At 72.6% G+C, this 26,158-nt stretch carries 20 protein-coding genes; 11 read left to right on the top strand and 9 right to left on the bottom strand.

Annotation, left to right across the window (positions count from 1 at the left end; genetic code table 11):
• Positions 1-60 precede the first annotated feature (60 nt).
• Together MQV74_RS26195 and MQV74_RS26190 are read left to right on the top strand one after the other, a co-directional pair.
• Positions 61-1,386, top strand: a complete 1,326-nt coding sequence (locus tag MQV74_RS26195) for an alanine racemase (protein WP_242721985.1) — start codon at positions 61-63, stop codon at positions 1,384-1,386.
• A 182-nt stretch (positions 1,387-1,568) separates the two neighbouring features.
• Positions 1,569-3,182: an N-acyl-D-amino-acid deacylase family protein gene (locus MQV74_RS26190; protein WP_242721982.1), complete on the top strand. Its 1,614-nt coding sequence runs from the start codon at positions 1,569-1,571 to the stop codon at positions 3,180-3,182.
• A gap of 23 nt (positions 3,183-3,205) precedes the next feature.
• On the opposite strand, the gene MQV74_RS26185 is transcribed toward MQV74_RS26190, so the two are convergent.
• Positions 3,206-4,105: a S1 family peptidase gene (locus MQV74_RS26185; protein WP_242721979.1), complete on the bottom strand. Its 900-nt coding sequence runs from the start codon at positions 4,103-4,105 to the stop codon at positions 3,206-3,208.
• Between the two features lie 222 nt (positions 4,106-4,327).
• On the opposite strand from MQV74_RS26185, the gene MQV74_RS26180 reads away from it, so the two are divergent.
• Both MQV74_RS26180 and MQV74_RS26175 read left to right on the top strand, forming a co-directional pair.
• A complete protein-coding gene (locus tag MQV74_RS26180; RefSeq protein WP_172383446.1) occupies positions 4,328-5,539 on the top strand; it encodes a pyridoxal phosphate-dependent aminotransferase in 1,212 nt (403 codons plus the stop codon).
• Between the two features lie 104 nt (positions 5,540-5,643).
• Positions 5,644-6,048: an SCO4983 family protein gene (locus MQV74_RS26175; protein WP_242721976.1), complete on the top strand. Its 405-nt coding sequence runs from the start codon at positions 5,644-5,646 to the stop codon at positions 6,046-6,048.
• Positions 6,049-6,117: 69 nt separating this feature from the next.
• Here the strand turns inward: MQV74_RS26175 and MQV74_RS26170 are convergent, their stop codons facing one another.
• The gene (locus MQV74_RS26170; RefSeq protein ID WP_242721973.1) at positions 6,118-7,968 is read right to left on the bottom strand and encodes a phosphoenolpyruvate carboxykinase (GTP); all 1,851 of its coding nucleotides are present in this window, start codon (positions 7,966-7,968) and stop codon (positions 6,118-6,120) included.
• Positions 7,969-8,208: 240 nt separating this feature from the next.
• Between MQV74_RS26170 and trhA the strand changes: the two genes are divergently transcribed.
• Positions 8,209-8,961 (top strand): PAQR family membrane homeostasis protein TrhA, encoded by a 753-nt coding sequence (gene trhA, locus MQV74_RS26165; protein ID WP_374120690.1) that lies wholly within the window; start codon positions 8,209-8,211, stop codon positions 8,959-8,961.
• Positions 8,962-9,175: 214 nt separating this feature from the next.
• Here trhA and MQV74_RS26160 read toward each other — a convergent pair whose 3' ends face one another.
• The gene (locus tag MQV74_RS26160; RefSeq protein WP_242721970.1) at positions 9,176-9,697 is read right to left on the bottom strand and encodes a hypothetical protein; all 522 of its coding nucleotides are present in this window, start codon (positions 9,695-9,697) and stop codon (positions 9,176-9,178) included.
• Positions 9,698-9,962: 265 nt separating this feature from the next.
• Complete coding sequence (locus tag MQV74_RS26155; protein WP_242721967.1) at positions 9,963-11,987, bottom strand: thioredoxin domain-containing protein; 2,025 nt, start codon at positions 11,985-11,987, stop codon at positions 9,963-9,965.
• Positions 11,988-12,191: 204 nt separating this feature from the next.
• Here MQV74_RS26155 and MQV74_RS26150 point away from each other — a divergent pair, with 204 nt between their 5' ends.
• Genes MQV74_RS26150 through MQV74_RS26135 form a run of 4 tightly spaced genes read left to right on the top strand, consistent with a single transcriptional unit; the run spans position 12,192 to position 20,289 of the window.
• Positions 12,192-15,419, top strand: coding sequence for a tetratricopeptide repeat protein (locus MQV74_RS26150; protein ID WP_242721963.1), 3,228 nt, complete (start codon positions 12,192-12,194; stop codon positions 15,417-15,419).
• A gap of 53 nt (positions 15,420-15,472) precedes the next feature.
• Positions 15,473-17,932 (top strand): tetratricopeptide repeat protein, encoded by a 2,460-nt coding sequence (locus MQV74_RS26145; RefSeq protein ID WP_242721948.1) that lies wholly within the window; start codon positions 15,473-15,475, stop codon positions 17,930-17,932.
• A gap of 6 nt (positions 17,933-17,938) precedes the next feature.
• Positions 17,939-19,231 (top strand): CHAT domain-containing protein, encoded by a 1,293-nt coding sequence (locus tag MQV74_RS26140; RefSeq protein WP_242721946.1) that lies wholly within the window; start codon positions 17,939-17,941, stop codon positions 19,229-19,231.
• Positions 19,228-20,289 (top strand): hypothetical protein, encoded by a 1,062-nt coding sequence (locus MQV74_RS26135; RefSeq protein WP_242721943.1) that lies wholly within the window; start codon positions 19,228-19,230, stop codon positions 20,287-20,289. The genes MQV74_RS26140 and MQV74_RS26135 overlap by 4 nt, the downstream gene beginning before the upstream one ends.
• Positions 20,290-20,313: 24 nt before the next feature.
• On the opposite strand, the gene MQV74_RS26130 is transcribed toward MQV74_RS26135, so the two are convergent.
• Both MQV74_RS26130 and mca read right to left on the bottom strand, forming a co-directional pair.
• Positions 20,314-20,553: a hypothetical protein gene (locus MQV74_RS26130; RefSeq protein ID WP_242721940.1), complete on the bottom strand. Its 240-nt coding sequence runs from the start codon at positions 20,551-20,553 to the stop codon at positions 20,314-20,316.
• On the bottom strand, positions 20,554-21,435 hold the full coding sequence (gene mca / locus MQV74_RS26125; RefSeq protein WP_242721937.1) for a mycothiol conjugate amidase Mca: 882 nt from the start codon (positions 21,433-21,435) through the stop codon (positions 20,554-20,556).
• 122 nt (positions 21,436-21,557) lie between these two features.
• Here mca and MQV74_RS26120 point away from each other — a divergent pair, with 122 nt between their 5' ends.
• Both MQV74_RS26120 and greA read left to right on the top strand, forming a co-directional pair.
• Positions 21,558-21,989 carry a DUF4307 domain-containing protein gene (locus MQV74_RS26120; RefSeq protein WP_242721935.1) on the top strand — a complete coding sequence of 144 codons (432 nt, stop codon included), beginning with the start codon at positions 21,558-21,560 and terminating at the stop codon, positions 21,987-21,989.
• Between the two features lie 193 nt (positions 21,990-22,182).
• Positions 22,183-22,680: a transcription elongation factor GreA gene (greA, locus tag MQV74_RS26115; RefSeq protein WP_242721932.1), complete on the top strand. Its 498-nt coding sequence runs from the start codon at positions 22,183-22,185 to the stop codon at positions 22,678-22,680.
• Positions 22,681-22,742: 62 nt separating this feature from the next.
• On the opposite strand, the gene MQV74_RS26110 is transcribed toward greA, so the two are convergent.
• The 3 genes from MQV74_RS26110 to ilvA all read right to left on the bottom strand — a co-directional run bounded on the left by MQV74_RS26110 (position 22,743) and on the right by ilvA (position 26,050).
• Complete coding sequence (locus MQV74_RS26110) at positions 22,743-23,588, bottom strand: ABC transporter permease (RefSeq protein ID WP_242721929.1); 846 nt, start codon at positions 23,586-23,588, stop codon at positions 22,743-22,745.
• The gene (locus MQV74_RS26105) at positions 23,585-24,610 is read right to left on the bottom strand and encodes an ATP-binding cassette domain-containing protein (protein WP_242721925.1); all 1,026 of its coding nucleotides are present in this window, start codon (positions 24,608-24,610) and stop codon (positions 23,585-23,587) included. Before MQV74_RS26105 ends, MQV74_RS26110 begins: the two co-directional genes overlap by 4 nt.
• A 210-nt stretch (positions 24,611-24,820) precedes the next feature.
• The gene (gene ilvA / locus MQV74_RS26100) at positions 24,821-26,050 is read right to left on the bottom strand and encodes a threonine ammonia-lyase (RefSeq protein ID WP_242729150.1); all 1,230 of its coding nucleotides are present in this window, start codon (positions 26,048-26,050) and stop codon (positions 24,821-24,823) included.
• Between the last annotated feature and the right edge of the window lie 108 nt (positions 26,051-26,158).

Here is a 26,158-nt window from a genome sequence, read left to right as displayed (position 1 = left end):
AGTAAGCGACATACGCAATGAACGTTGCAGTATATGCAACGCATCTCTGAGGAGGCGCCCATGTCCGCCGACACGCCCGCCGGCACACCCTCCGGCGCGCCCGCCGAACGGACCGCGACCGCCCTCGCCCGGCTGGCCGAGGAACGGGTCGACCACCGCTTCAAGGGGCTGCCGCCCGACGCCGCGGGCCTCACCGTCGGCGAGCTCGCGGCCCAGCGCCGCAATCTGTTCACGGACGGCTTCACCACCCCCGTCCTCGCCCTCTCCGCCGAGCGCCTCGAACACAACCTCGCGCTCATGGAGGAGTACGCGACCCGCCACCGGCTCGCCTTCGCGCCGCACGGCAAGACCTCCATGGCACCGCAGCTCTTCCAGCGCCAGCTGGACCACGGCGCCTGGGGCATCACGCTCGCCGTGCCCCACCAGGTGCGCGTGGCCCGGGAGTTCGGCATCCAGCGGATCTTCCTGGCCAACGAGCTGGTGGACGCCGCCGCCCTGCGCTGGCTCGCCCAGGAGCTGGCGCACGACCCCGACTTCCGCTTCGTCGCTTACGTGGACTCCGTACGCGGCGTCGCGCTGATGGACGCCGCGCTGCGCGACGCCGGGGCCGGGCGCCCCCTCGACGTGGTCGTCGAGCTCGCCGCGGGCGAGGGCGCGCGCACCGGCGCCCGCACCGAGGCCGACTGCGCGGCCGTCGCCGACGCCGTGGCGGCCACCGCGACGCTGCGGCTCGTGGGCGTCGCCGGGTACGAGGGCGAGGTGCAGGGCCCCACCCCGGAGCGGGTCCGCGCCTATCTGCGGCGGCTCGTCTCGCTCGCCGCCGACTTCGACGCGGCGGGGCGCTTCAAGGCGGGCGGGCTCGACGAGATCGTGGTCAGCGCGGGCGGCTCCGCCTGGTTCGACGCCGTCGCCGACGTCTTCGCCGACGTCCCCCGGCTCTCCCTGCCCGTCCTGAAGCTGCTGCGCTCCGGCGCCTACGTCTCGCACGACGACGGCCACTACCGCCACCTCACGCCCTTCAACCGCGTGCCCGACGAGGGGGCCCTGCACCCCGCCTTCCGGCTGTGGTCCCAGGTCGTGTCGCGGCCCTCGCCCGAGCAGGCCTTCATCAACGCGGGCAAGCGGGACGCGGCGTACGACCTCGACCTGCCCGAGGCGCAGGCCGTCCGCCGGGACGGGGCGGAGCGGCCCGCGACCGGGGTCGAGGTGCACGCCCTCTCCGACCAGCACGGATGGGTGCGGACCTCCGCAGAGGCCGACCTGGAGGTCGGCGACTGGCTCGGCCTCGGGCTCTCGCACCCCTGTACGTCCTTCGACAAGTGGCAGCTCATCCCTGTCGTCGAGGCGGACGGGACGGTCACGGACTACGTCCGCACGTACTTCTAGCCCGCGTGGGATGCCCCAGACCCGCCCCTTCCCGAAAACTGTCGCCGGTTGCGGCAGAGTTCTGAGCCCCTCCGGCGTTTGAGGAGCGGGGGTCTGGGGGCGGAGCCCCCAGTTCGGGAAGGGGCGGGTCCGGGGCGCCACCCGCGAGGGCACCACCCGGCACCCACCAGAGAGGCACCCCCATGGACCTGGTCATCCGCGGAGCGCGCGTCGTCGACGGCTCCGGCGACGCCGCGTACACGGCCGACGTAGGGATAGAGGACGGACGGATCACGGAGATCCACCGCGAGGGGGAGGCGGGCCCCCGTCCCACGGGCGCCCGCATCCTGGACGCCGAGGGCCTCGCCCTGGCCCCCGGCTTCATCGACATGCACGCGCACAGCGACCTCGCCCTGCTCCGCGACCCGGACCACAGCGCGAAGGCGGCCCAGGGCGTCACCCTGGAGGTCATCGGCCAGGACGGCCTGTCGTACGCCCCGGTGGACGACCGCACCCTCGCCGAGGTCCGCCAGGCGATCACCGGCTGGAACGGCGACGGCAGCGACATCGACTTCGACTGGCGCTCGGTCGGCGAGTACCTGGACCGCCTGGACCGCGCGCACGACGGCCGCGGCATCCCGGTCAACGCCGCGTACCTGATCCCGCAGGGCACCGTCCGGATGTACGCGATGGGCTGGGAGGACCGCGAGGCCGGCCCGGCGGACCTGGAGCGGATGAAGGAGCTGGTCGCCCAGGGCATGGAGCAGGGCGCCGTCGGCATGTCGTCCGGCCTGACCTACACCCCCGGCATGTACGCCAAGGACGCCGAACTCACCGAGCTGTGCCGCGTCGTGGCCTCGTACGGCGGCTACTACTGCCCCCACCACCGCAGTTACGGCGCGGGCGCCCTGGAGGCGTACCGCGAGATGGTGGAGCTGACCCGGACCGCCGGATGCCCGCTGCACCTGGCGCACGCCACCATGAACTTCGGCGTGAACAAGGGCAAGGCCCCCGACCTGCTCGCCCTCCTCGACGAGGCGCTCGACGACGGCGCCGACATCACGCTCGACACGTACCCCTACACACCGGGCTGTACGACGCTCGTCGCGATGCTGCCGAGCTGGGCGAGCGAGGGCGGGCCCGAGGCGATCCTGGCCCGGCTCCAGGACGATGACACGGCCGACCGCATCCGGCACCACATGGAGGTCATCGGCGCGGACGGCTGCCACGGCGTGCCGATCGAGTGGGACACCATCGAGATCTCCGGTGTCTCCGACCCCGGGCTCGCGTCCTGCGTCGGCAAGACCATCCAGCGCTCCGCCGACATGCGCGGCGAGGAGCCATGGGTCACCGCCCGGCGGCTGCTGATCAACGACCGCCTCGGCTCGACGATCCTCCAGCACGTGGGGCACGAGGAGAACGTCCGGGCGATCATGCGGCACCCCGTGCACACCGGCGGCAGCGACGGCATCCTCCAGGGCTTCAAGCCGCACCCGCGCGCGTACGGGACGTTCCCGCAGTACCTCGGCAAGTACGTACGGGAGTTGGGGGTGCTGTCCCTGGAGGAGTGCGTCGCGCACCTCACCTCGCGCGCCGCCGCCCGGCTGCGCCTCCCCGACCGCGGGCACGTGCGCGCGGGCTACCGCGCCGACCTCGTGCTCTTCGACCCCGACACGGTCGCCGCGGGGTCGACGTTCGACGCGCCGCGCACGCCGCCCGTGGGCCTGCCGCACGTCCTGATCGACGGGAAGTTCGTGATCGAGGACGGGCGGCGCACGGACGTCATCGCGGGACGCGCCGTGCGCCGCACCGCCTAGCTCCGGCGGCGCTCAGGCCCGGGTCAGCGGCGCGCGGCCGCCGCGGGCTTGGGCAGGGCGCAGCCCGGCCGGTTCAGGTCAATCTTGTTGCCCGCGCCGACGCAGGGAACGATGGTGTACGTCTGCTGGCCGTAGTTGATGCCCTGGCGGACGGTGACCTTGCCGTTCTCGTCGACCTCGCAGGGGTTGTTGTCGGTGCAGCGCTGGCCGTCCTCGTTGCCGGTGTTGTTGACGGCCACGACCTTGCCGGTCTGGTCGTCGATCACCGGCGATCCTGAGGTGCCGCCGATGGTCTGGCACGCGGAGGTGTAGCGGACCGAGTCCTTCCAGGTCCACTGCCCCTCCTTCAGGCGGTAGACGAACCCGTCCACGTTGCACTTGTACATCCGCTTCCAGTAGCCGGACGCGACCGTGATGGCCCGGCCCGCCTGCGGGTGCGCGGAGTCGAGTTCGAGGGCCTTGATGCCGTAGCGGCTCTCTATGTCGCGGTAGGTGCTGGTCAGCTCGTACAGCGAGACGTCCGTGTCCGTCATCGTGCCGTACGCGATCTTGCTGGCGCGCACGGTGCCCGCGTTGCCGCCGCTGGCGTTCAGGAGCGTGAAGCTGCGGCTGGAGGCGCGGTTGACGATGACCTGGCCGGGGCCGGGGAAGCCGGTCTCCAGACAGTGGCCGTTGGACATCACAAGGGCGCGGTCGGTGGGCTGCGAGCTGGGCACGCGCACGACGGAGCCGGAGCAGTTGCTGAGCGCCACGGTGCCCGCGAAGGTCACGGCCTTGGCCTTGGCCTTCGTCTGCGCGACGGGCTGCGTCCGCGTCACCTGCTTGTCGGCCGTCGGCGCCTCGTTGCTGACGGCGGCCGCGGGCAGTGCCGTCGCACCCAGGAGCAGCGCGGTGAAGACGGCACCGACGAGAGGCTTGTTCATGTGGGGGTCCCCTCTGCATGACTACGTGACCGGAGGACCAACCGACCCCCCAGTTTTGTCATGCGCATTCTTGGGCCACCCGACCCCCGGGAACAAGGGTGCGCCCCGAAGGGGCGCGGGGAACTGCGCGACCGGCCCGAGACGGCCCGCACCCAGGAGAACAGCGGAACCACCCGAGCTCCCACCGTCCGGGGCGCCCCCGCCAGAGATAGGCTCGGGGGCATGCAGGTGATCCAGTCGACCAAGCTCGCCAACGTCTGTTACGAGATCCGGGGCCCCGTGCTCGAGGAGGCGATGCGGCTCGAAGCAGCAGGTCACCGCATCCTCAAGCTCAACACCGGCAACCCCGCCGCCTTCGGCTTCGAGTGCCCGCCGGAGATCCTGGAGGACATCCTCCGCAACGTCGGCGACGCCCACGGGTACGGCGACGCCAAGGGCCTGCTCGCCGCCCGCCGCGCCGTGGTGATGCACAACCAGACCCTCGGCATCGAGACCGACGTCGAGCACGTCTTCATCGGCAACGGCGTCTCCGAGCTGATCGTGATGGCCATGCAGGGCCTGCTCGACGACGGCGACGAGGTCCTGGTCCCGGCGCCCGACTACCCGCTGTGGACGGCGGCGGTCTCCCTCTCCGGCGGCACCGCCGTGCACTACCGCTGCGACGAGCAGGCGGACTGGATGCCCGACCTCGCCGACGTCGAGCGCAAGGTCACCGACCGCACCAAGGCGATCGTGATCATCAACCCGAACAACCCGACGGGCGCGGTCTACGACGAGGCCGTCCTGCGCGGCCTGACCGACATCGCCCGCCGCCACAACCTCCTCGTCTGCTCGGACGAGATCTACGACAAGATCCTCTACGACGGCGCCCGGCACACCCCGACCGCGTCCCTCGCCCCCGACCTCCTCACGCTCACGTTCAACGGCATGTCGAAGGCGTACCGGGTGGCCGGATACCGCGTCGGCTGGATGTCCGTATCGGGCCCGAAGGCGCACGCCTCCTCGTACATCGAGGGCCTGACGATCCTCGCGAACATGCGCCTGTGCGCGAACATGCCGGGGCAGCACGGCGTGGTCGCCGCCCTCAGCGGGCGGCAGACCATCAACGACCTCGTCCTGCCGGGCGGCCGCCTGCTCGAACAGCGGGACACGGCGTACGACCTGCTCACCCAGATCCCCGGCGTGACCTGCGTGAAGCCGAAGGGGTCCCTCTACCTCTTCCCGCGCCTCGACCCGAAGGTCTTCAAGGTCAAGGACGACCGCCAGATGGTGCTCGACCTGCTGCGCGCCGAGAAGATCATGGTCGTCCACGGCACCGGCTTCAACTGGCCCGAGCCCGACCACTTCCGCATCGTCACGCTGCCCACGGCGACGGACCTGGCGGAAGCGGTGACCCGGATCGGGACGTTCCTGGACGGCTACAGCCAGCCCTGACACCGCGGCGGCCGGGCAGCGCGGAGGACCCGGCTCAAGATCCGACTCAACTTTAGACAGAATCTAAGCTAAGATGGGTACTCGACAGCTTGGAGACCCATCCCATGTACGAGCCGATCCGCGCCAAGTCGGTCCACACGATGGCCGACCCGGGCGACTTCCCGCACCGCAGCCGCGAGGAGGAGCTGGACATCCAGCTCGCCGGACACCTGGCCGCACTGCTCGCCGTCACCGACGAGCTGCGCGCCCTCGCCCCCGACCCCGCTCTCGACTCCGCCGCCGAGCGCCTCGCGGCCCAGGTCGCCCGCCTGCGCGGGGGCCCGCCGGTCCGCTCGGCGGTCGCCGCCGCCATCCACGAACCGCATCTGTACGCCCTGCACCAGCGCGCCCACGCCCTCGCGGGCCGCGCCCTGGTCGTCGCCGCGTCCCGCGCCGACACGGGGGCGGCGATCCTGGCCGCCCAGCGCATGGAAGCCCACGCCCGGGCCACGGAGCTGGTCGGAGCCTGACCCCTCCCGCACCACCACCGCCCACCCGCCCCCTCCGGGGGACAGGTGGGCGGGCGGGAAGCAGGGGCGTCAGCCCAGTCGCGCGACCAGCGACCGGTACTCGTCCCACAGCTCCTTCGGCGTGTGGTCACCGAAGGTGTTGAGGTGGTCGGGCACGAGCGCCGCCTCCTCACGCCAGACCTCCTTGTCCACCGTGAGGAGGAACTCCAGGTCGGCCGCGGGCAGTTCGAGCCCGTTCGTGTCGAGGGACTCGGGCGTCGGCAGCACGCCGATGGGGGTCTCGACGCCCTCGGCGGTGCCCTCCAGACGGCCCACGATCCACTTCAGGACGCGGCTGTTCTCGCCGAAGCCGGGCCACACGAACTTGCCCGCGTCGTTCTTGCGGAACCAGTTCACGTAGTAGATCTTCGGCAGCTCGGACTGGTCCTTGTCCTTGGCCACGTCGACCCAGTGGGCCATGTAGTCGCCCATGTTGTACCCGCAGAACGGCAGCATGGCGAACGGGTCGCGGCGCAGCTCGCCGACTTTGCCCTCGGCGGCGGCCGTCTTCTCGGAGGCCACGTTGGCGCCGAGGAAGACGCCGTGGTTCCAGGTGAAGGACTCGGTGACCAGCGGGACCGCGGAGGCGCGGCGCCCGCCGAAGAGGATCGCCGAGATCGGCACGCCCTTGGGGTCCTCCCACTCGGGCGCGATGATCGGGCACTGCGCGGCGGGCGTGGTGAAGCGGGCGTTCGGGTGCGCGGCCGGGGTGCCGGACTCCGGCGTCCAGGAGTTGCCCTTCCAGTCCGTCAGATGCGCCGGGGTCTCCTCGGTCATCCCCTCCCACCACACGTCGCCGTCGTCGGTCAGCGCGACGTTCGTGAAGACGCTGTTGCCCCACAGCGTCTTCATGGCGTTGGCGTTGGTGTGCTCGCCGGTGCCGGGCGCGACGCCGAAGAAGCCCGCCTCGGGGTTGATCGCGTACAGCCGGCCGTCCTCGCCGAACCGCATCCAGGCGATGTCGTCACCGATGGTCTCGACGGTCCAGCCGGAGACCGTGGGCTCCAGCATGGCGAGGTTGGTCTTGCCGCAGGCGGACGGGAAGGCCGCGGCGACGTACTTCGACTCCCCCTGCGGCGGGGTGAGCTTCAGGATCAGCATGTGCTCGGCGAGCCAGCCCTCGTCGCGGGCCATGACGGAGGCGATGCGCAGGGCGTAGCACTTCTTGCCGAGCAGGGCGTTGCCGCCGTAGCCCGAACCGTACGACCAGATCTCGCGCGACTCCGGGAAGTGCGAGATGTACTTCGTGGAGTTGCAGGGCCAGGGGACGTCCGCCTGGCCAGGCTCCAGCGGGGCGCCCAGCGTGTGCACGGCCTTCACGAAGAAGCCGTCGGAGCCGAGCTCGTCCAGGACCGGCCGGCCCATGCGGGTCATCGTGCGCATGGACACGGCGACGTACGCCGAGTCGGTGATCTCGACGCCGATCGCGGACAGCGGCGAGCCGAGCGGGCCCATGCAGAAGGGCACGACGTACAGGGTCCGGCCGCGCATGGAGCCGCGGAAGATCCCCTTCTCCCCCGCGAAGACGTCCCGCATCTCCGCCGGGTCCTTCCAGTGGTTCGTCGGCCCCGCGTCCGCCTCCTTCTCGGAGCAGATGTACGTGCGGTCCTCGACGCGTGCCACGTCAGAGGGGTCGGAGGCCGCGTAGTACGAGTTCGGCCGCTTGATCGGGTCCAGCTTCTTGAAGGTGCCCTTGGCCACGAGCTCCTCGCACAGGCGCTCGTACTCGGCCTCGGAACCGTCGCACCAGACCACGCTGTCCGGCTGGGTCAGTTCGGCGATCTCGTTCACCCAGGAGATGAGCCCCTGGTGGTCGGTGGGGAGGGTACCCGCGGACTGCGAGGACTGCGAAGAAGGGGGAGCCGCGATATCGCGCGCCACGATTGCTCCTATACGAGGGGTTTTAGGTTGGGGCCCCGTGGGGGCTGCGACCCGGACGCTTCACTGCATTTCGATCTTCTGGCGCTCATCCGGTGCCGACCGCACTCATTTGATCATCCGTCCCGCTCGCGCATCTGTCCAGAGGGCTTCACACGTGAGCGGAGTGAGCATGGCCACTTGTAGGATGGGATTTCACCGCTTTGATACGTAACTTACGGTTCCGTAGGTACGATGCCGCGCATGACCGCTCCCGTCCCCGACGCGATCACCAGTTCTGCCGCAGGTGGCTCCGGTTCCGCCGTCCCCGCAGGCGAGGTCGCCGCCGCAGTCATCGAGCCCGTCGCCGCGGCCGTGCGCCCGGTGAAGCCCAAGCTGCGGGGCTGGCTGCACGCCGGCATGTTCCCCGCGGTACTGGTGTCCGGCCTCTTCCTGACCGCGCTCGCCGACTCCACCCGCGGCCGCGTCGCCTGCGGAATCTACGTCCTGACGGCGTGTCTCCTGTTCGGCGTCAGCGCGCTGTACCACCGGGGCGACTGGTCACCCCGGATGGACCGCGTCCTGCGCCGCCTCGACCACGCCAACATCTTCCTGATCATCGCGGGCACGTACACCCCGCTGACCATGCTCCTGCTGCCCGACGCCAAGGGGCAGTGGCTGCTCTGGGGCATCTGGGCGGCCGCCGCCGCGGGCATCGTGTTCCGCGTCTTCTGGGTGGGCGCCCCGCGCTGGCTGTACACACCCTGCTATCTGGCGATGGGCTGGGCCGCCGTCTTCTTCCTGCCCGACTTCATGCGCGCGGGCGGCATCGCCGTCCTCGTCCTGGTCATCGTCGGCGGCCTGCTCTACAGCGCGGGCGGCGTGGTGTACGGCTTCAAGCGCCCCAACCCCTCCCCGCGCTGGTTCGGCTTCCACGAGGTCTTCCACTCCTTCACCCTCGCCGCCTTCGCCGTCCACTACGTGGGCATCTCCCTGGTGGCCTACCAGCACGCCTGACGCCCCCAGGGGGGCGAGCCCACTCCCCGGCACCGCAGGGCCGCGGCCGACGCCGCGGCCCTCTTCTCTGTGCGCCGTCCCTCCGCGGGCGGGCGTTCGGTGGTTGCCCGCGCCGTTCCCCGCGACCCTTCGGGGCGCTGACACAGGCCCCTGACACGCAAAAACCGGGGTTCGAAAGGCCGCCGCCTTTCGAACCCCGGTCTCGCGTTACGGGCTAGTTGCCCCAGGTGCCCTGGTTCACGGCGCAGTTCCAGCCGTTGCCGCGGACCTGGAACTTCACCTTGTAGCTGTTCTTGTTCAGCAGCCGGGTGCGGACCTGGACGCCCAGCTTGGCCTTGCCGCTGAACGACTTGTCGAGGACGGTGATGGACCGCGACGTCTTGTGGGTGATCTTGCCGCCCTTGGCCGTCGCCCGGCCGAAGCGGATGTTCTTGACGTTCGTGACCGTGAACTTCACGTTCGTGAACTTCTTGTTGCTCTTGTTCTTGATGCCGAAGTACAGGCCGTTGCCCGTCACCCAGCCGCCCTGGCCGATGTAGAAGCGGGAGGTGTAGACGATGTCGATCGGGCAGCCGGAGCTGGTCGCCTTGGCGAACGGCGCGGCGCTGCTCGGCTTGTCGGCGGACGCGGTGCGCTGGGTGGCGTCACCCGCCGCGGAGGCGGTGCCGGCGAGGCCGAGCTGGGCGGCGGTGATGAGCCCGGCCGTGCCCAGGGCTGCGGCGGTCGTACGCGTCATGCGGTTCACTGCGGTGAGTACCTCTCCCCCGGTGCCCCTAGTGGGGCCAACTGACAGAACGATGCCAAACATTCACAGCGGCTCCTTACGCCACTGCGACGCCCGTATTGGTATCACGCCGATGGTCACACAAGGAGCACAAGGTGGCCGCTCGGCCCCGGCCGTGACAGAAGCAGGACAATCGGCAGGCATCCCCGGGCGGCACTTCACCGTCCGGGGCACGCCCGTGACCGCCCGGGGCCGCGCGGCGGCTCGGCGCGGCGGCTCAGCGCAGCGCGCCGAGGGCCGCCGCCAGTTCGGCCGGGTCCGTCGTCGGCCGGTCGCACACGAAGTCCCGGCACACGTACGCCGTCTCCCGGTCCGTCACCGGGACCCGGTCCGCGAGCAGCGGCAGTTCCCCGTCCGCGGGGCCGACGGCCACCGCGGCGCCGGGCGCCGTGCCGAGCAGCGCGACCCGGTGCATCGGGCCGTCCACCGCCCCCACCACGGCGACCTCGCGCGGCCCGTCGAGCGCGGCCTCGGCGACGGCGAGCCCGTGCCCGATGAACCGCGGCGCGCGCGGCGCGAGGGCCTTGACCACGCCGAGGGCCCGCTCGGCGGCGCGCCGGTGCGGTGCGGCCCCGGTGTGCGCGGCGTAGGTGAGCAGCGCCCCTGCGGCGGCGGTCCAGCCGGAGGGCGCCGCGTTGTCGGTGGGGTCCTGCGGCCGCCGGATGAGGCGCTCGGCGTCGGCGGCCGTGTCGTACAGGGCGCCCGTCTCCTCGTCGGTGAACTGCACCAGGACGTGGTCGAGGAGCAGGCCCGCGAAGTCCAGCCAGACCCCCTCGCCGGTCACCGACGCGAGCGCGAGGAAGCCCTCGGCGACGTCGGCGTAGTCCTCCAGGACACCGGCGTTGGCGCCGACGCGGCCGTCCTTGGAGGTGCGGGCGAGCCGGGCCCGGTCGTCCATGTGGAGGCGGACGAGCAGATCGCCCGCGCCGACGGCGGCCGCCACCAGGTCGGGCCGGTCGAAGTAGGCGCCGGTCTCGGCGAGCGCGGCGACGGCCAGGCCGTTCCAGGCGGCGACCACCTTGTCGTCCCTGCCAGGGGCGGGGCGCAGGGCACGGGCCGCGAGGAGGCGTTCGCGCACGGAGGCCACCCGCTCGGCGTCGGCGACCGCCCCGTCGCCCTGCGGCAGTTGGAGGACGGAGGCGCCCTCCTCGAAGGTGCCCTCCTCGGTGACGCCGAAGTACGCGGCGGCCAGCTCGGCGTCCGCGTCGCCGAGGACCTCGCGCAGCTGCTCGGGGGTCCAGACGTAGTACGCGCCCTCCACCGAGCGGCCGGTGGCGTCGGCGCTGTCGGCATCCAGCGCGGAGGCGAAGCCGCCCTCGTTCGTGCGCAGCTCGCGGACCATGAAGTCGGCCGTCTCCAGGGCGACCCTGCGGGCCAGTTCGGATCCGGTGGCGCGCCACAGGTGGGCGTAGGCACGGCACAGCAGCGCGTTGTCGTACAGCATCTTCTCGAAGTGCGGCACGACCCACTCGCGGTCCACCGAGTAGCGGGCGAAGCCGCCGCCGAGCTGGTCGTAGATGCCGCCGCGCGCCATGCGCTCGCAGGTGTCTGCGGCCATCTGGAGGGCGCCTTCCGCGCCGGTGCGGGCGTAGTGGCGCAGCAGGAACTCGATGACCATGGACGGCGGGAACTTGGGCGCGCCGCCGAAGCCGCCGTGCCGCTCGTCGTAGTCGCGGGTCAGACCGAGCAGGGCCTTGGCGAGGTCCTCCTCGCCGGGCCGCCGGTCGTCACCGAGGGTCAGTTGACGCTCCGCCAGATCCTTGACGATCTTCGCGGCGACCTCGGTGACCTCCGCGCGCCGGTCCTCCCAGGCCCGCCGTACGCCGTCGATGACCTGCGGGAAGGACGGCATGCCGTGGCGCGGCTCGGGCGGGAAGTACGTGCCGAAGTAGAAGGGCTCGGCGTCGGGCGTCAGGAAGACGGTCATGGGCCAGCCGCCCTGCCCGGTGGCGGCCTGCACGGCCTCCATGTAGACGGCGTCGACGTCGGGACGCTCCTCGCGGTCCACCTTGACGTTCACGAAGTTCTCGTTCATCAGGGCGGCCGTCGCACCGTTCTCGAAGGACTCGTGCGCCATGACGTGACACCAGTGACAACTCGCGTACCCGACCGAAAGGAGGACGGGGACGCCGCGCTCGCGGGCGGCGGCGAACGCGGCGGCGGACCAGGGCCACCACTCGACGGGGTTGTCGGCGTGCTGGAGGAGGTAGGGGGACGTCTCGTGGGCCAGTCGGTTCGCCATGCCCCCATCCTCGCGTACGCGGCGCCCGATCCGCGCTCTCCCTCGCACCCGTCGCGCGTTCGCAGGACACTGACACGTACATGTAGAGGTGACGGGGTACGTGCACCCGTGCAGGGCGGGGTGCGTGACACGTGCCGCGCGACGGTACGCGGGCACGGGCACGCGCGACGGCGGTGTCACGTGCTCCTCTTTGAGGGGGACCACATGCGGGACAGCCACCGGGCCGAAGCCGAGCGCCTGTTGGCACGGGCGGTCGAGGAAGAGGTCCGGCGCACCGGCGGCCGCACCGACGGGAACGTGCTGCTCTCCCGGGCACGGGCCTCCCTCGACGCCATGGAGCAGACGGCGGCGGAGGAGTACGCGGCGTACACGCGGGCCCTGGACGAGTCGGCCGCCGGACAGCTGACGTTCGGTCAGCGGTATGCGAAGGAGGCCGCCGGGACGCCCCTGCTCGTCGTGGCCGTCGCCGCGGTGGCCGCATGCGTGGCCGACCTCGTGCTCGGCACCGGCGGCGGCACCGCGCTCGGCGCGGGCGGGGCCGTCGCGGTCGCCGGATTCGCCGCGACCGTGGTGAAGGTGACCGCGTCCCACGTCCCCGCGGCGCAGCGGCACGCGGGCACCGTCCACCAGCCCGGCGGACCCGAGCAGCTCCGGCTCCAGTGGCTGACGGCCCTGGAGGTGCGGGGCATCCGGCCGTTCCTCGACCAGCAGCGGGTGCTCACGGCGGCGACGGCGGGCGGGGTCGGCGGCGCCCGCTCCGGACAGCAGAAGCGGGCGCCCCGGCTGCGCGGCGCCGACAAGAGCGCGGCCGCGCGGCGGCGCACCGTCCTTGAGCAGTCCTTCGCACAACTGCCGCAGCCTGAGGGCGAGTTCGCGGGCAGACGGGCCGAGCTCGGGCAGATCGCGCAGTGGGTGCACGCGGCCCGGGCCAGCACCCGGACCCGGCCGACGGTGGTGGTCCTGCACGGCGCGCCCGGCGCGGGCCGGTCCGCGCTCGCGGTGCGGGCCGCGCACGACCTGAAGGACCAGTTCCGCGGGGCCTGCGTGGTGGACCTGCGCGGCGAGAGCCCGGACACGCCGCCGCTGTCCACGCGCGACGCGCTCCTGCACCTCCTGAACCGCCTGGGCGCCCCGCGCGAACAGCTCCTCTTCCGTGAGCGCTCGACGCAGGAGCAGCAGGTCAAGCGGCTCAGCGAGCTCTACCACCAGCACCTCACCGGCCTTGAGGTCGTCATCGTCCTGGACGACGCGAGCGACCCCGAGCAGGTGCGCACGCTGGTGCCCGAGCGCTCCGACAGCCTCGTCCTCGTCACCGCCCGCGGACCCCTCGACCTGCCCGCCGACCTGCCCGCGCGCGTACACGAGATCGCGGTCCTGGCGCTGGACGACGCCGGGGCCGAACAGCTCATCCGGCAGGTGGCGCAGGACCTGCCGGAGCCGTACGACGCCCAGTCCCTGGACCGGCTTCGGGAGCTGTGCGCCGGGCTGCCGCTGGCGCTGCGCGTGGCGGGCTCCGCGCTCGGGCCGCGCACCCCCGAGGCGCTGGTCGCCGACCTCGCCGCGTACGGTCCCGTCGAGCCGGTCGAGCGCACCCTGTGGCTGCGCTACACCGACCAGCCCGAGGCCGCGCGCCGCCTCCTGCGCCGCCTCGCGCTCGCCGGGCGCGCCTCGCTCGGCACCGCGGCGGCGGCCGCGCTGCTCGGCGCCGACGAGCAGGAGGCGGCCCGGCAGCTCACCGCCCTGTCCCGCGCGGGCCTCCTCGACCAGGTGCGCGCCAGCCGCTACCGGCTGCACGACACCGTCCGCTCCTTCGCCCAGGCCAGGCTCGCCGACGAGGAGGAGCCCGCCGAGCGCAGCGCCGCGCAGGAACGTCTCATCGTCAGCTACGGCGAGCTCGCCGACTCCGTGATCCGCCTCGTCGACGGCAAGACGTCCACGCGCGCCGACCAGTTCGGGCAGCACGGCTTCACCTCCCTGGACGCGGCGCTGCGCTGGCTCGACGACGAGTCGAGCTTCATCACCGCGGCCCTGCGCCACGCCGAGGGCGTCGAGCCCCGGGCCGTGCTCGGCCTGCTCGGCGCGCTGTGCGACTACTGCCTGCTGCGCGGCGACCTGTACCGCCTGGGCGAGATCAGCGAGCTCGCGCAGACGGTCGACCAGGGCCTGCTCGGCCGGAACGTGAAGTGGCGCACCGGCATAGCGGCCCGCCACCTGGGCGAGCTCGACCAGGCCAGGTCCACGCTCACCTCGGTCGTGGACCTGTACTTCGAGGCCCACCAGGACGCGGGCGCGGCCCGCGCCCTCGGCTCCCTCGGCATCACCCTGCACCACCAGGGCAACCTCTCGGAGGCCGCCGCCCGGCTCCGCGAGGCCCTCGACCTCCAGGTCGCGGACGAGCTCGCGGGCGACCGCGGCTGGACCCTGCACGCGCTCGCCGCCGTGGAACGCGACCGCTCCCGTCTCTCCGAGGCGCAGGAGATGCTGCTCACCGCCCTCGACCTGCACCGCGACAGCGGGTCCGTGCACGGCGAGGCCTGGGCGCACTTCCAGCTCGGCCAGGTGTGCCTGCGCATGGGCGACGTACCGCGCGCGGAGACCGAACTGCGCCGGGCGATCGAGCTGTACGGGCGCACGCGGGACGCGCGCGGCGAGGCCTGGGCGCTCACCCAGCTGGCCCGCGCCCGGCTCGTCGCGGGCGACCCGTCCCCCGCGGTCGACGGCCTGCGCCAGGCGGTCTCCCGGCACCGCGACAACGAGGACGCGCGCGGCGAGGCCTGGTCCCTCTACTACCTGGGCCAGGCCCTGGAGGAGACCGGCGCCCTCGACCAGGCGGTACGGGACCTCGAGCGGGCCCGCACCATGTTCTCCCGCATGCGGGACGTCTACGGCCTGGCGTGCGCCCGGCACCACTCGGCCCGCGTCACCCGCGACCAGCGCGCCGCCCAGACCGGCTCGCTGCGCAACTCCGGCTTCGCGCGGCAGCTCCTGGTCGACGCCCGGGCCGACTTCCAGCGCATCGGCGTCGCCCACGGCGAGGGCTGGACGTGCCTGGAACTCGCCGTCATCGACGCGGGCAACGCCCGGACGCAGGCGGCCCTGGCCCTGTGCGACGACGCCATCTCCCTGTTCGCCTCCTACGGCGACCGGCGCGGCGAGGACTGGGCCCACTTCCTGCGCGCCACGCTCCTTCCGTACGCGTCCCCCGGCGGCTGGGACGTCGGCGTCGCCGTCGCCCAGGAGGAGCTGGCCCAGCTCACCCGCGCCGCGCACCCGCTGCGGGACGCCAAGCTCGACGGCTACACGGAGGCGTACGAGCTGTTCCTGGAGCGGAAGGCGGAGCTGGAGACCGGCTGGCAGGGGTGGCGGCTCGGCATGACGCCCGACCGGCACGCCAGGGAGATCATGGGCGTTTCGGTGACGCCCCCTCAGTAAGGGCGCGATAGTGGGGAGTCGACCGGTCGGGGCCGTCGGAGGGGGTGGGCGCGATGGGCGGCTGGGTGCCGGACGCGCGCGGGCCCTTCCCGGGGCCGCGGCGCGAGCAGGACCTGCCCCGGGAGCTGCGCTCCTTCCTGCGCGAGCACGGGGCGCCCGCGCTCCTTGAGCTGCACGGTCCGCAGCCGCTGCACACCTCGGCGTACGCGGCCCGGCTCGCGCGCTTCGCCCGGGACGCGCCGTCGCGGTGGCGGTCCGATCCCGTGTGGCTCGCGGTGGGCCCGACCGACGTGGCCGCGCCGGAGCGGCTGCTGCTGCGGCTCCTGGAACAGACCCTGGAGGAGAACCCGCCGTGGGGCGGCCCGGCGGACGGGCTGCCCCACTTCCGGGCGGCCGGGCCCGAGCGGCTGCCCGAGGCGCTGTCCGCCCTGTGTCACGCACGCCTCACGCGGCATCGGTGGACGGTGGTGCTCGACGGCGTGCCCGACGGCGAGCCGGGCGACGAGCTGCTGCTCCTCGCCGAACAGCTCGTCCTGAACACCGAGGCCCGTGTCGTGGCCGTTTCGCAGCGCCCTCATGACGGGACCGGGGAGAGGTGGGTCCGCAGCGCAGTGGCGGCGACCGCCCCCGACGTACCGGGCAAGATGCTCACTCACGCCGCCTTGAAGCTGCTCATCGCCGTCGAGCCTTGGGAGGGCGACGAGTTCGACGCGACGGTGGCGGGCGCGCTGTGCGCGGACACCCGGATGACGGACCGGCTGCGCGACGCGGCGCTGCGGGAGCTGACCGCCCACGGGCTGCTCCAGCAGACGCGGCCGGGCTGGTACCGGCGCACCGGCAGCCGCTTCGAGCACGGCGGCGCGGCCAAGGACCGGGCGCTGGCCAGCGCCGTGCTCGACGGGACGGCGGACCCGCGCCGCGGCGTCGACGCGTACCTCGATCTGGCGGTACGGCTCCTGCGCCGGGACGACCCGGAGGGCCCGGCCCTCCTCGAACGCCTGGAACCCCAACTGATCACCCAGCAGGGCCTCTTCCGGCTCCTGCGGGCCAAGCAGACCCTGTGGCGCGCGACCGGCGAGTGGAAGCCCCTGTGCGTCACGGCGGCCGTGGCCATCCGGGAGACGGGCGCGCCTCAGCAAGCCCTGGACGCCCTTGAGCGGCTCAGCGCCCCGCGCGCCGTCCGGGAAATCGCCGTCACCCTGCGCCACTTGGGCGAGCTGCCCTTCGCCATCGGCGCGCTCGACGCCCTTGAGGCCTCCGAACCCGGCCCCCGCACCGCCCCGGACGGCTGGGTCCTGCACACCCGGGCCGCCATCCAGTGCGACCAGGGGCGGCTGAAGGGCGCCGACCGGCTCCTGCGCCGGGCCGTGGAGGCCCACCAGGTCCGCGGGGACGTGCGCGGCGAGGCCTGGGCCGTGCACCACTACGGCCGTCTGCGGCTGCTGCGCGGCGACGTGGAGGAGGCCCGCAAGGTCCTGGAGGACGCCCGGAACAGGTTCACCGGCCTCGGCGACCTCCAGGGCGAGGCCTGGACCACGACCGAGCTGGGCAAGGCGGCCCTGGTCCACGACGACTTCCCGGCGGCCGTCGAGATGCTGTCCGAGGCGGCGGGGCGGCACCACGCGAACGGGGACGTGCGGGGCAGGTGCTGGACCGAGCTGTATCTGGGCATCGCCCACGCCGTCTCGGGCGGCCTGGCGGAAGCCGTGCTGAAGCTGGATCAGGCGTGCCGGGGCTTCTCCGGCGTCCGCGACCTGCTGGGGCGGGCCTGGGCCGACCACTGTCTCGGAGCCCTGCCCGCGTACACCGCCGCGGACCGGCTGGCCGCGGCGGCGGAGCTGGACGCGGCCCTGACGGGGTTCCGACGGGCGGCGTGTCCCCACGGCGACGCGTGGACGCTCTTGGAGCAGTCCACCCAGCGGTCGTACGAGGGGCACGCCACCCACGTGGTACGGGACCAGGCACTGCGCCTCTTCGAGAGCATCGACGACCCGTCCGGGGCGCGCTGGGGCGCCGGTTGGGAAGAGCTTGGTGCGGGGCCGGGCCGCATCCCCCTCACCGCCCGCCTCACCGTCCCCGAACCCGACGCGGACTTCGAGCACGCCACCCTGTCCCCCGCCACGCACGCCCGCGTCCGTCTCACCCTCCTCGACGACCGCTCCACCGCGGGCACCGCGTCCCGGATCATGCTGCGGATCCAGCCCGGCGCCGAGCACGCGTGGTCGGACCGGTCCTCGGGGCTGCCCTGGCTCACCGTCCGGGCCACCCCGCTCACCGGCGCCGACGTCGAGCCCGCGCACGCGGTGACCCTGCGGCCCTCGCCCCGCGCGGCGGACGCCGCCGAGTTCCTGTTCACGCCCCGGCGCGCGGGCCGGCACCGGCTGCTCTTCACCGTCGAGCACCTGGAGACGGCGACCGTGCTCCAGGAGGTCGAGACGTACATCGACGTCGTCGAGAGCGACGGCGAAGAACCCCGTTCGGGCCACGCCCCCCAAGCCCTGCGGAGGTCCTGAGTCCCCATGGCCCACGACCTCCCCGTCCACGTCACCCAGGACCCCAGCCACGGCTACACGCGGCTGCCCCGGCACGTCGTCCGCCATCCCGACCTCGTCGTCGGCTTCGACGCGCGGCGCGAGGACGAGCCGATCAGCGCCCGGATGTACGGGCCCGCCGTGCCCGCGGTCAGCGGCTCCGAGCACACGGTGACGCTGCGGGTGCTGCCGGGCGAGGTGCGGGCCCTCGCGGCACGCCTGCGCCGGGTGTGGAAGGACGAGTTCGTGGCGCTGCGGCCGGTGGGCGCGGACGGGCTCCCGCGCGGCGCGCCCTTCCCGTACGCCAGCCGCGTCGACCTCACCGGCGAGCCGGGGGACGAGCTGCGCGCCGCGCTCGACCGGCTCGCCCTGTACGGCTCCCAGCTCCTCTTCGACGTACTGCTCGGCGGCGAGGACGAGGCGCTCAAGCTGTTCCGCGGCTTCCTCACGGACGCGCTGACCCGTGCCGCGCCGCTCCGCGTCCGCTTCCACTCCGACCTGTTCCTGCCGTGGCCCATGCTGTGTCTGCCCGCCGTGCCCGAGGAGCCCGAGGACCCCTCCCTGACGGCGGTGTTCGCACGGTTCCTCGGCTACCGGCACCAGATCGAGCAGACCGGCGGCCACGCCTACGCGTGCGTCGCCGACGACCGCGAGCCGCCGTCCCGCGCGGCCCCGGCCGTGAGCCTCAACCACGACACCGCCGTGGACGCGGCGGGCCTGACCCGGGCCGCCGAGGTCGCGGCGGCCCTCGCCGCGGGCGGCGACCTGGTGGAGCGCACCACCCGGGACGAGCTGGAGCGCGCCCTGCGCGACCGGAGCCTCGACGAGCAGCTGATGTACTTCTGGTGCCACGGCCATTTCACCGCGTCCGGCGACGAGGCCCCGTACCTCGTCCTGAAGCTGACCGACCAGCTCGCCATCGACGGCTACACGCTGCGCGCCCACCGCCCGCCCCCGCGCGCCTGCGTGCCCTTCCGCCCCTTCGTGCTGCTCAACGCCTGCTACGCGGGCCTGCCGGGCAACGCCGACCTGGCCTATCTCGGCCGGGCCCTGTTCGACGCGGGCGCGTGCGGGGTGCTGGGGCCGCAGATCGAGATGCCGCAGCGGTTCGCCGCCGAGTACGCCCTCGCGTTCGTCACCCGCTATCTGACCGGCGAGGAGACCGCGGGCGCGATCGCCCACTCCCTGACCCGGCACTTCGCCGACACCTGGCACAACCCGCTGGGCCTCGCGTACGCGCTGCACAGCGGCATGGACAGCAGACTGGAGCGGACCGCGTGACGGCGACCGGGGACGACGAGGACGCCACGGGCGACTGGGACGACGCGGTCGCCGTCGTCGACCTCGACGAGCGCGGCTGGCCGCTGCGGGACACCCGCGCCGGGCCGCGCCCCGTGCCGCCGCCCGGACTCCTCGACCACTTCGCCGCCCGGCTCACACCGCCGTCGTGGGCGACGGACGTCGTCGTGTACGTCCACGGGTGGCAGACCTCGCGCACGTCGTCCCGGCAGGCCGTGCGCGAGCTCCTGGGCCTGGCGGAGCGACAGCTCGCACGGCGGCCGGAGCTGTACCCGGCGCTCGGCGGGGCGGGCGGGACGCGGCCCGACGGGGCGGCGGGGCGGGGCTTCGCGCCCTGGCCGGTGCTGATCCGCTGGCCTTCCCGGTCGCTGCCGTCCCTCGGCGGCTACCGCCGCGTCCGCGACCGCGCGCACGCCATGAGCACGGCCGGGCACGCGGCCGACGTCATCGGGCAGCTGCTCGGCTGTCTCGACGCCCGGCGCGGCGACCCGCGCGAAGCGCCGCTCCTGGCCGGCCGGGGCGGCCAGTATCTGCACCTCGTCGGGCACTCCTTCGGCTGCCGCTTCCTCTGCGAGGCGGTGCAGTGGGCGGCCGGGGCGCCGGGCGGCACGCTGGGCTGGTCCACGCCCGCGCCACCGGGGCGGCCGTTCACCGTGGACTCGATGCTGCTGTTCCAGATGGCCGCGCCGCGCGACGCCTTCGCCGAGACGTTCACGGAGCTCGCCGGGGCGCCACTGCGCGGCCCGGTCGTGGCGACGTACGCGCAGGGCGACCGGGCCACCGGCTTCTGGCACCTGCGGGCCGAGAAGCGCACCGGCATCGGGCACGCGGGCATCGGCACGGCGCCCGCGCCCGTCTCCGGCATCCGGATGCGGGGCACGGACGACGGCTATCCGCACGCGGTCCTCGACCACCGGTTCGTCAGCGTCGACGCGAGCCACGTGTTCGTCCGCGGGCGGGGCCCGGCGGGCGCGCACTCCGACCATCTGCGGGCGGAGTCCGCGCACCTGCTGCTCTCCCTGGCGGACCACTCGCGGTGAGTCCGCGGCCCGGGCCCCGGGGGGTCAGCCCCGCTCGGCCTTGGCCTCACCGGCGTCGACCGGCTCGCGGGAAGGGGCCGCCGGGTCCGGCGCCTCCTTGAAGTCGACCTTGCTCATGTGCCGGTTCATGGACTTCATCAGCCGCCACACGGCAAGGGCCATCACCGCGAAGACGATGAAACCGAGGACACCGGGGGTCACCTTGTTCTCGTCCACCTCCTTGGCGAGGGGGACGAGATGCGTCATTGCCAGGCTTGCGCTCATTTAGGCATTGTCGCGGATGCCCGCGAAGAGGTCGTCCTCGGGGAGGGAAGTATCGACGAGGGACTTCGCCAGCTCGTACTCCTCCGTGGGCCAGACCTCCTTCTGGACGTCCATCGGGACCCGGAACCAGCCGCCGTCGGGGTCGATCTGCGTGGCGTGCGCGATCAGCGCCTTGTCGCGGATCTCGTAGAACTCCGCGCACGGCACGTGCGTGGTGAGCGTGCGCTCGACCCGCTCGAACTCGTCCCAGCGCTTGAGCCACTCGCCGTACGGGGACTCCAGGCCGCGGTCCAGCATCGCCTGGTGCAGGGCCTCGGTGCGGGGGCGGTTGAAGCCCTGGTTGTAGTAGAGCTTCTGCGGCTGGAAGACCGGGCCGAACTCGCCCTCCGGGTACTTCTCGCCGTCCGCCGCGCCCTCGAAGGCCACCATCGAGATCTTGTGGGTCATGATGTGGTCCGGGTGCGGATACCCGCCGTTCTCGTCGTACGTGGTGATCACCTGCGGGCGGAACGAGCGGATCTGCTTCACCAGCTCGCCCGCCGCCTTGTCCACGTCCTCCAGGGCGAAGCAGCCCTCCGGCAGCGGGGGCAGCGGGTCGCCCTCGGGCAGGCCCGAGTCCACGAAGCCGAGCCACTCCTGCTTGACGCCGAGGATCTCGCGGGCCTCGTCCATCTCCTTCTTGCGGACCTCGTGGATGTGCTCCTGGATGTAGGTGTCGCCCTGGAGCTTGGGGTTGAGGATGTCGCCGCGCTCCCCGCCCGTGCAGGTCACGACGAGCACGTCCACCCCTTCGGACACGTACTTCGCCATCGTGGCCGCGCCCTTGCTCGACTCGTCGTCGGGGTGGGCGTGAACGGCCATCAGTCGCAGCTGCTCAGTCAAGACTCGATCCTCGATGAATAGGGCGCCCTCGGTCATCCACTGCAATGGGCGGCTTCTATAGTGACGGAACCGGGGGGTGGAAAATTCCGGCACCCCTGTCCAGTGTCCAGTGGAGGACGAGCATGACCGCGGTCAGCGGCCGTGACACGAGCGGCCCCGCCACCAGGCCCCCGGAGGGCCGCTACGGCACCTCCCTCACCGCCGACCAGCGCGCCGACCGCAAGCTCAAGGTCGTGGGCGCGGTCCTCGGCGTCCTGCTGCTCGGCGTCGTCGGCTGGTTCGGCTACGACTCCCTCGCGGGCTCGAAGATCAACGCCGAGATCATCAAGTGGGACGCCGTCTCGGACAAGGCCGTCGAGATCCACCTGGAAGTGCGCAAGGACGCGGACGCCAAGGGCTACTGCACCCTGCGCGCCCAGGCCGAGAACGGGGCCGAGGTGGGCCGCGGGGACTTCCGCTTCGACCAGAACAGCGGACGCGTCGACAAGACGGTCACCCTCCGCACCACGGAGCGCGCCACGAGCCCCTCCCTGGTCTCCTGCCACACGGACTGACCCGGCGAGCGGGCCGCCAGGCCCGGGGCACGCGCGGGAAACAGGGCAGTGACCAGCGCTAATGCTTCTCTGATGACATATGTCCTCCCCCTCGGGCACCGAAATTGTTAGGCTCGTGGTTTCGCCCACCCATAGGGGAACATCCTTCTGGGTAGGGCGATGCTTTGTATTCAAGGACCTACGAGGAGCACCTGTGACCCAGACCAGCGACAACGTCACCTGGCTGACCCAGGAGGCGTACGACAAGCTCAAGGAAGAGCTTGAGTACCTGTCTGGTCCCGCGCGCACCGAGATCGCAACCAAGATCGCGGCGGCGCGTGAGGAGGGCGACCTGCGCGAGAACGGCGGGTACCACGCGGCCAAGGAGGAGCAGGGCAAGCAGGAGCTCCGCGTCCGCCAGCTGACGCAGCTCCTGGAGCACGCCAAGGTCGGCGAGGCGCCCGCCGCGAGCGGCGTCGTCGCCCCCGGCATGGTCGTCACGATCGCCTTCGACGGCGACGAGGACGACACCGTGACCTTCCTCCTCGCCTCGCGGGAGTACGCGAGCGACGACATCGAGACGTACTCGCCGCAGTCCCCGCTCGGCTCCGGTGTGAACGGCAAGCGGGTCGGCGAGGACGCCCAGTACGAGCTGCCGAACGGCAAGCTCGCCTCGGTCAAGATCCTGGAGGCCAAGCCCTACCAGGGCTGAGCCCGCCCCGATCCGCCCAAGAGCCCCCGGCGCGCCCCGCGTGCCGGGGGCTTCGCCGTGCGTCAGGACGTCGCCGTGCGGTACTTGCGGACCGCGAGCGTGCGGAAGATCAGGATGATCAGGATCGAGTAGAGCACCGAGGCCCAGACGGGGTGCTGCATGGGCCAGGCGTCGGACTGGGACACTCCGGGGTTGCCGAAGAGCTGGCGGCAGGCCTGGACGGTGGCGCTGAAGGGATTCCACTCGGCGAGGTGCCGCAGGAACGTGGGCATGTTGCCGGAGTCCACGAACGCGTTCGAGATGAACGTGACCGGGAAGAGCCAGATCAGGCCGCCGGACGTGGCCGCCTCCGGGGTGCGGACCGACAGGCCGATCAGGGCGCCGATCCAGGTGAACGCGTACCCGGACAGGAGCAGCAGGCCGAAGGCGGCGAGCGCCTTGGGGAAGCCCTCGTGGATCCGCCAGCCGACGAGGACCGCGACCACGGCGAGGACGAGCAGCGTCAGGGCGGTCTGCACCAGGTCGGCGATGGTGCGGCCGGTGAGGACGGCACCGCGCGCCATGGGCAGCGAGCGGAACCGGTCGATCAGGCCCTTGTGCATGTCCTCGGCGATGCCCGCGCCCGCTCCCGCGGTGGCGAAGGTGACGGTCTGGGCGAAGATGCCCGCCATCAGGAAGTTGCGGTACTCCTCGGCGCTGGTGCTGGTGCCGATCTTCATGGATCCGCCGAAGACGTAGCTGAACAGGACGACGAACATCACCGGCTGGATCAGGCCGAACAGGATGATCTCGGGGATCCGGCTCATGCGGATCAGATTCCGCTTGGCGACGACGAGGGAGTCGCGGACGGACGAGCTCACGCCGCCCGCGGGCCTCGCGGCGGGGGCGGTGTCGCTGAGGGCGCTCACTTTCCGGCCTCCTTCTTGCGCTTGTCCTTGGCGGCCGCCCGGGCCTTCCCCGGGGCGGCGTCCGTACCGCTGCCCTCCTCGGCCTCGGCGATGTGGCCGGTGAGGGAGATGAAGACGTCGTCGAGGGTGGGGCGGCGCAGGCCGATGTCGTCGATCTCGATGCCGCGGGCGTCGAGGTCGCGGATGACCTCGGCGAGCAGCTTGGCGCCGCCGGTGACGGGCACGGTCAGCTTGCGCGTGTGCTGGTCGACGGTGGTCTCGCCCTTGCCGAAGCCGGTGAGGATCTCGCGGGCGACGGCGATGTGGTCGCGCTCGTGCACCACGACCTCGACGCGCTCGCCGCCGGTCCTGGCCTTGAGCTGGTCGGAGGTGCCGCGGGCGATGACGCGGCCGTGGTCGATGACGCAGATGTCGTGCGCCAGGTGGTCGGCCTCCTCCAGATACTGCGTGGTCAGGAGCAGGGTCGTGCCGCCCGCGACGAGCTCCTGGATGACCTCCCACAGGGCCTGGCGGTTGCGCGGGTCCAGGCCGGTCGTCGGCTCGTCCATGAACATCACCGGGGGCGAGACGACGAGCGCCGCGGCGAGGTCGAGGCGGCGCCGCATGCCGCCCGAATACGTCTTGGAGGGGCGGTCGGCGGCGTCGCTGAGGTTGAAGCGCTCCAGGAGCTCGCCCGCCCGGGCCTTGGCCTGCTTGGTCGGCATCTGATAGAGCTGGCCGACCATCTGGAGATTCTCGCGGCCGGTCAAGTACTCGTCCACGGCGGCGAATTGACCGGAGAGGCCGATCGAACGCCGCACCTCGTTCGGATGCTTCAGTACGTCGATCCCGGCGACGACGGCCTTGCCGCTGTCGGGGGTCAGCAGGGTGGTCAGACAGCGGACCGCGGTGGTCTTCCCCGCGCCGTTCGGCCCGAGGAGGCCGAGCACGGTGCCTTCCGGGACATCCAGATCGACGCCGTCCAGAGCCCTTACGTCGCCGAAGGTCTTCACCAGACCTTCGGCATAGATGGCGCCTGGCATAGAGGTCTCCCATAGCTTGGGTCGGTACCTGGCGAAAAGCCTAGATTCGCCGGACCTCGCTCGCCCGGCGGCCAGTGGAGTGGGTCACACAGTAACGCGATACATCGCGTCTCCTCAACCGGTTCTGCCAAGCCTGTGGAAAACCCTGGTGCCCCCGTGCCGGGGCTCGCCCGCCCCGGCCGGAAGCCCGGCCGGGCGCGGGGGCGGCGGTCAGTCCAGGACCGTGTAGCCCGCCTCCCGCAGCGCCGCGCCCACCTCGGCGCAGTGCTCCGGCCCCTTCGTCTCCAGGTGCAGCTCCACCTCGACCTCGGTGAGCCCGAGCCGCGGGTCGGTGCGGACGTGGCTCACGTCGAGCACGTTGGCGTCCGCCACGGACAGCGAGCCGAGCAGCGAGGCCAGGGCACCGGGGCGGTCGGGCAGCCGCAGCCGCAGCGACAGGTAGCGGCCCGCGGCCGCCATGCCGTGGCGCAGGATGCGCTGCATCAGGAGCGGGTCCACGTTCCCGCCGGACAGCAGGGCGACGACGGGCCCCTCGAAGGCCCGCGGGGCGCTCAGGAGCGCCGCGACCGGGCTGGCGCCCGCCGGCTCGACGACCATCTTGGCCCGCTCCAGACACAGCAGCAGGGCGCTGGAGAGGGCGTCCTCCGAGACGGTGACGATGTCGTCGACGAGCTCCTCGACGAGCTGGAAGGGCACGTCGCCGGGGCGGCCCACCTTGATGCCGTCCGCCATGGTCACCGGGTTGTCGATCGACACCGGCCGACCCGCGGCCAGCGAGGGCGGGTACGCGGCGGCCCCCGCCGCCTGTACGCCCACCAGCCGCACGTCGGGGCGCAGCGCCTTGACGGCCACGGCGATGCCCGCGGCGAGCCCGCCGCCGCCCACGCCGATCAGCAGCGTGCGCAGCTCGGGGCACTGCTCCAGGACCTCCAGGCCCACGGTGCCCTGCCCGGCGACGACGTCCGGGTGGTCGAAGGGGTGGATGAAGACGGCGCCGGTGGTCCGCGCGTACTCCTGCGCCGCGGCCAGCGTCTCGTCGACGACCTGGCCCTCCAGACGCACCTCCGCGCCGTAGTCCCGGGTCGCCGCGACCTTGGGCAGCGGGGCGCCGACCGGCATGAACACCGTCGAGCGCACCCCGAGCAGCGCGGAGGCCAGCGCCACGCCCTGGGCGTGGTTGCCCGCGCTGGCCGCGACGACGCCCGCCGCGCGCTCCTCCGGCAGCAGCCCCGCGATGCGCACGTAGGCGCCGCGCAGCTTGAAGGAGCCGGTCCGCTGGAGGTTCTCGCACTTCAGGTGGACGGGGGCGCCGACGAGCCCGGACAGGTATCTGCTGCCTTCCATGGGCGTGACCCGGGCGACGCCGCCCAGCATCTTCTGCGCGCCGCGCACGTCGTCCAGGGTGACGGCCGGCAAGGAGCGTGTCGTGCGGTAGCTCATGACGGCAGTCTCGCAGTTCACGCCAGTCTCCTCCCCGTCCGACCAAGCGGCGAGACGGGTTTGCGCAGCGCCGGTACGGGTAGCGCCCGGACCCCGTACCCTGTCCCC

The organism is Streptomyces sp. AN091965 (assembly GCF_022698285.1).
Lineage (GTDB): Bacteria > Actinomycetota > Actinomycetes > Streptomycetales > Streptomycetaceae > Streptomyces.
This window is presented reverse-complemented; position numbering and strand designations above follow the sequence as displayed.

Bases quoted from the DNA above. Each gene is read 5' to 3' on its own strand.
- MQV74_RS26145 (WP_242721948.1), top strand. From the start codon at position 15,473: ATGGGCGGCTGGGTGCCGGACGCGCGCGGGCCCTTCCCGGGGCCGCGG.
- MQV74_RS26155 (WP_242721967.1), bottom strand. From the start codon at position 11,987: ATGGCGAACCGACTGGCCCACGAGACGTCCCCCTACCTCCTCCAGCAC.
- MQV74_RS26190 (WP_242721982.1), top strand. From the start codon at position 1,569: ATGGACCTGGTCATCCGCGGAGCGCGCGTCGTCGACGGCTCCGGCGAC.
- MQV74_RS26160 (WP_242721970.1), bottom strand. From the start codon at position 9,697: ATGACGCGTACGACCGCCGCAGCCCTGGGCACGGCCGGGCTCATCACC.
- MQV74_RS26180 (WP_172383446.1), top strand. From the start codon at position 4,328: ATGCAGGTGATCCAGTCGACCAAGCTCGCCAACGTCTGTTACGAGATC.
- MQV74_RS26175 (WP_242721976.1), top strand. From the start codon at position 5,644: ATGTACGAGCCGATCCGCGCCAAGTCGGTCCACACGATGGCCGACCCG.
- trhA (WP_374120690.1), top strand. From the start codon at position 8,209: ATGACCGCTCCCGTCCCCGACGCGATCACCAGTTCTGCCGCAGGTGGC.
- MQV74_RS26105 (WP_242721925.1), bottom strand. From the start codon at position 24,610: ATGCCAGGCGCCATCTATGCCGAAGGTCTGGTGAAGACCTTCGGCGAC.
- MQV74_RS26130 (WP_242721940.1), bottom strand. From the start codon at position 20,553: ATGAGCGCAAGCCTGGCAATGACGCATCTCGTCCCCCTCGCCAAGGAG.
- MQV74_RS26120 (WP_242721935.1), top strand. From the start codon at position 21,558: ATGACCGCGGTCAGCGGCCGTGACACGAGCGGCCCCGCCACCAGGCCC.
- MQV74_RS26150 (WP_242721963.1), top strand. From the start codon at position 12,192: ATGCGGGACAGCCACCGGGCCGAAGCCGAGCGCCTGTTGGCACGGGCG.
- MQV74_RS26185 (WP_242721979.1), bottom strand. From the start codon at position 4,105: ATGAACAAGCCTCTCGTCGGTGCCGTCTTCACCGCGCTGCTCCTGGGT.
- MQV74_RS26140 (WP_242721946.1), top strand. From the start codon at position 17,939: ATGGCCCACGACCTCCCCGTCCACGTCACCCAGGACCCCAGCCACGGC.
- ilvA (WP_242729150.1), bottom strand. From the start codon at position 26,050: ATGAGCTACCGCACGACACGCTCCTTGCCGGCCGTCACCCTGGACGAC.
- MQV74_RS26195 (WP_242721985.1), top strand. From the start codon at position 61: ATGTCCGCCGACACGCCCGCCGGCACACCCTCCGGCGCGCCCGCCGAA.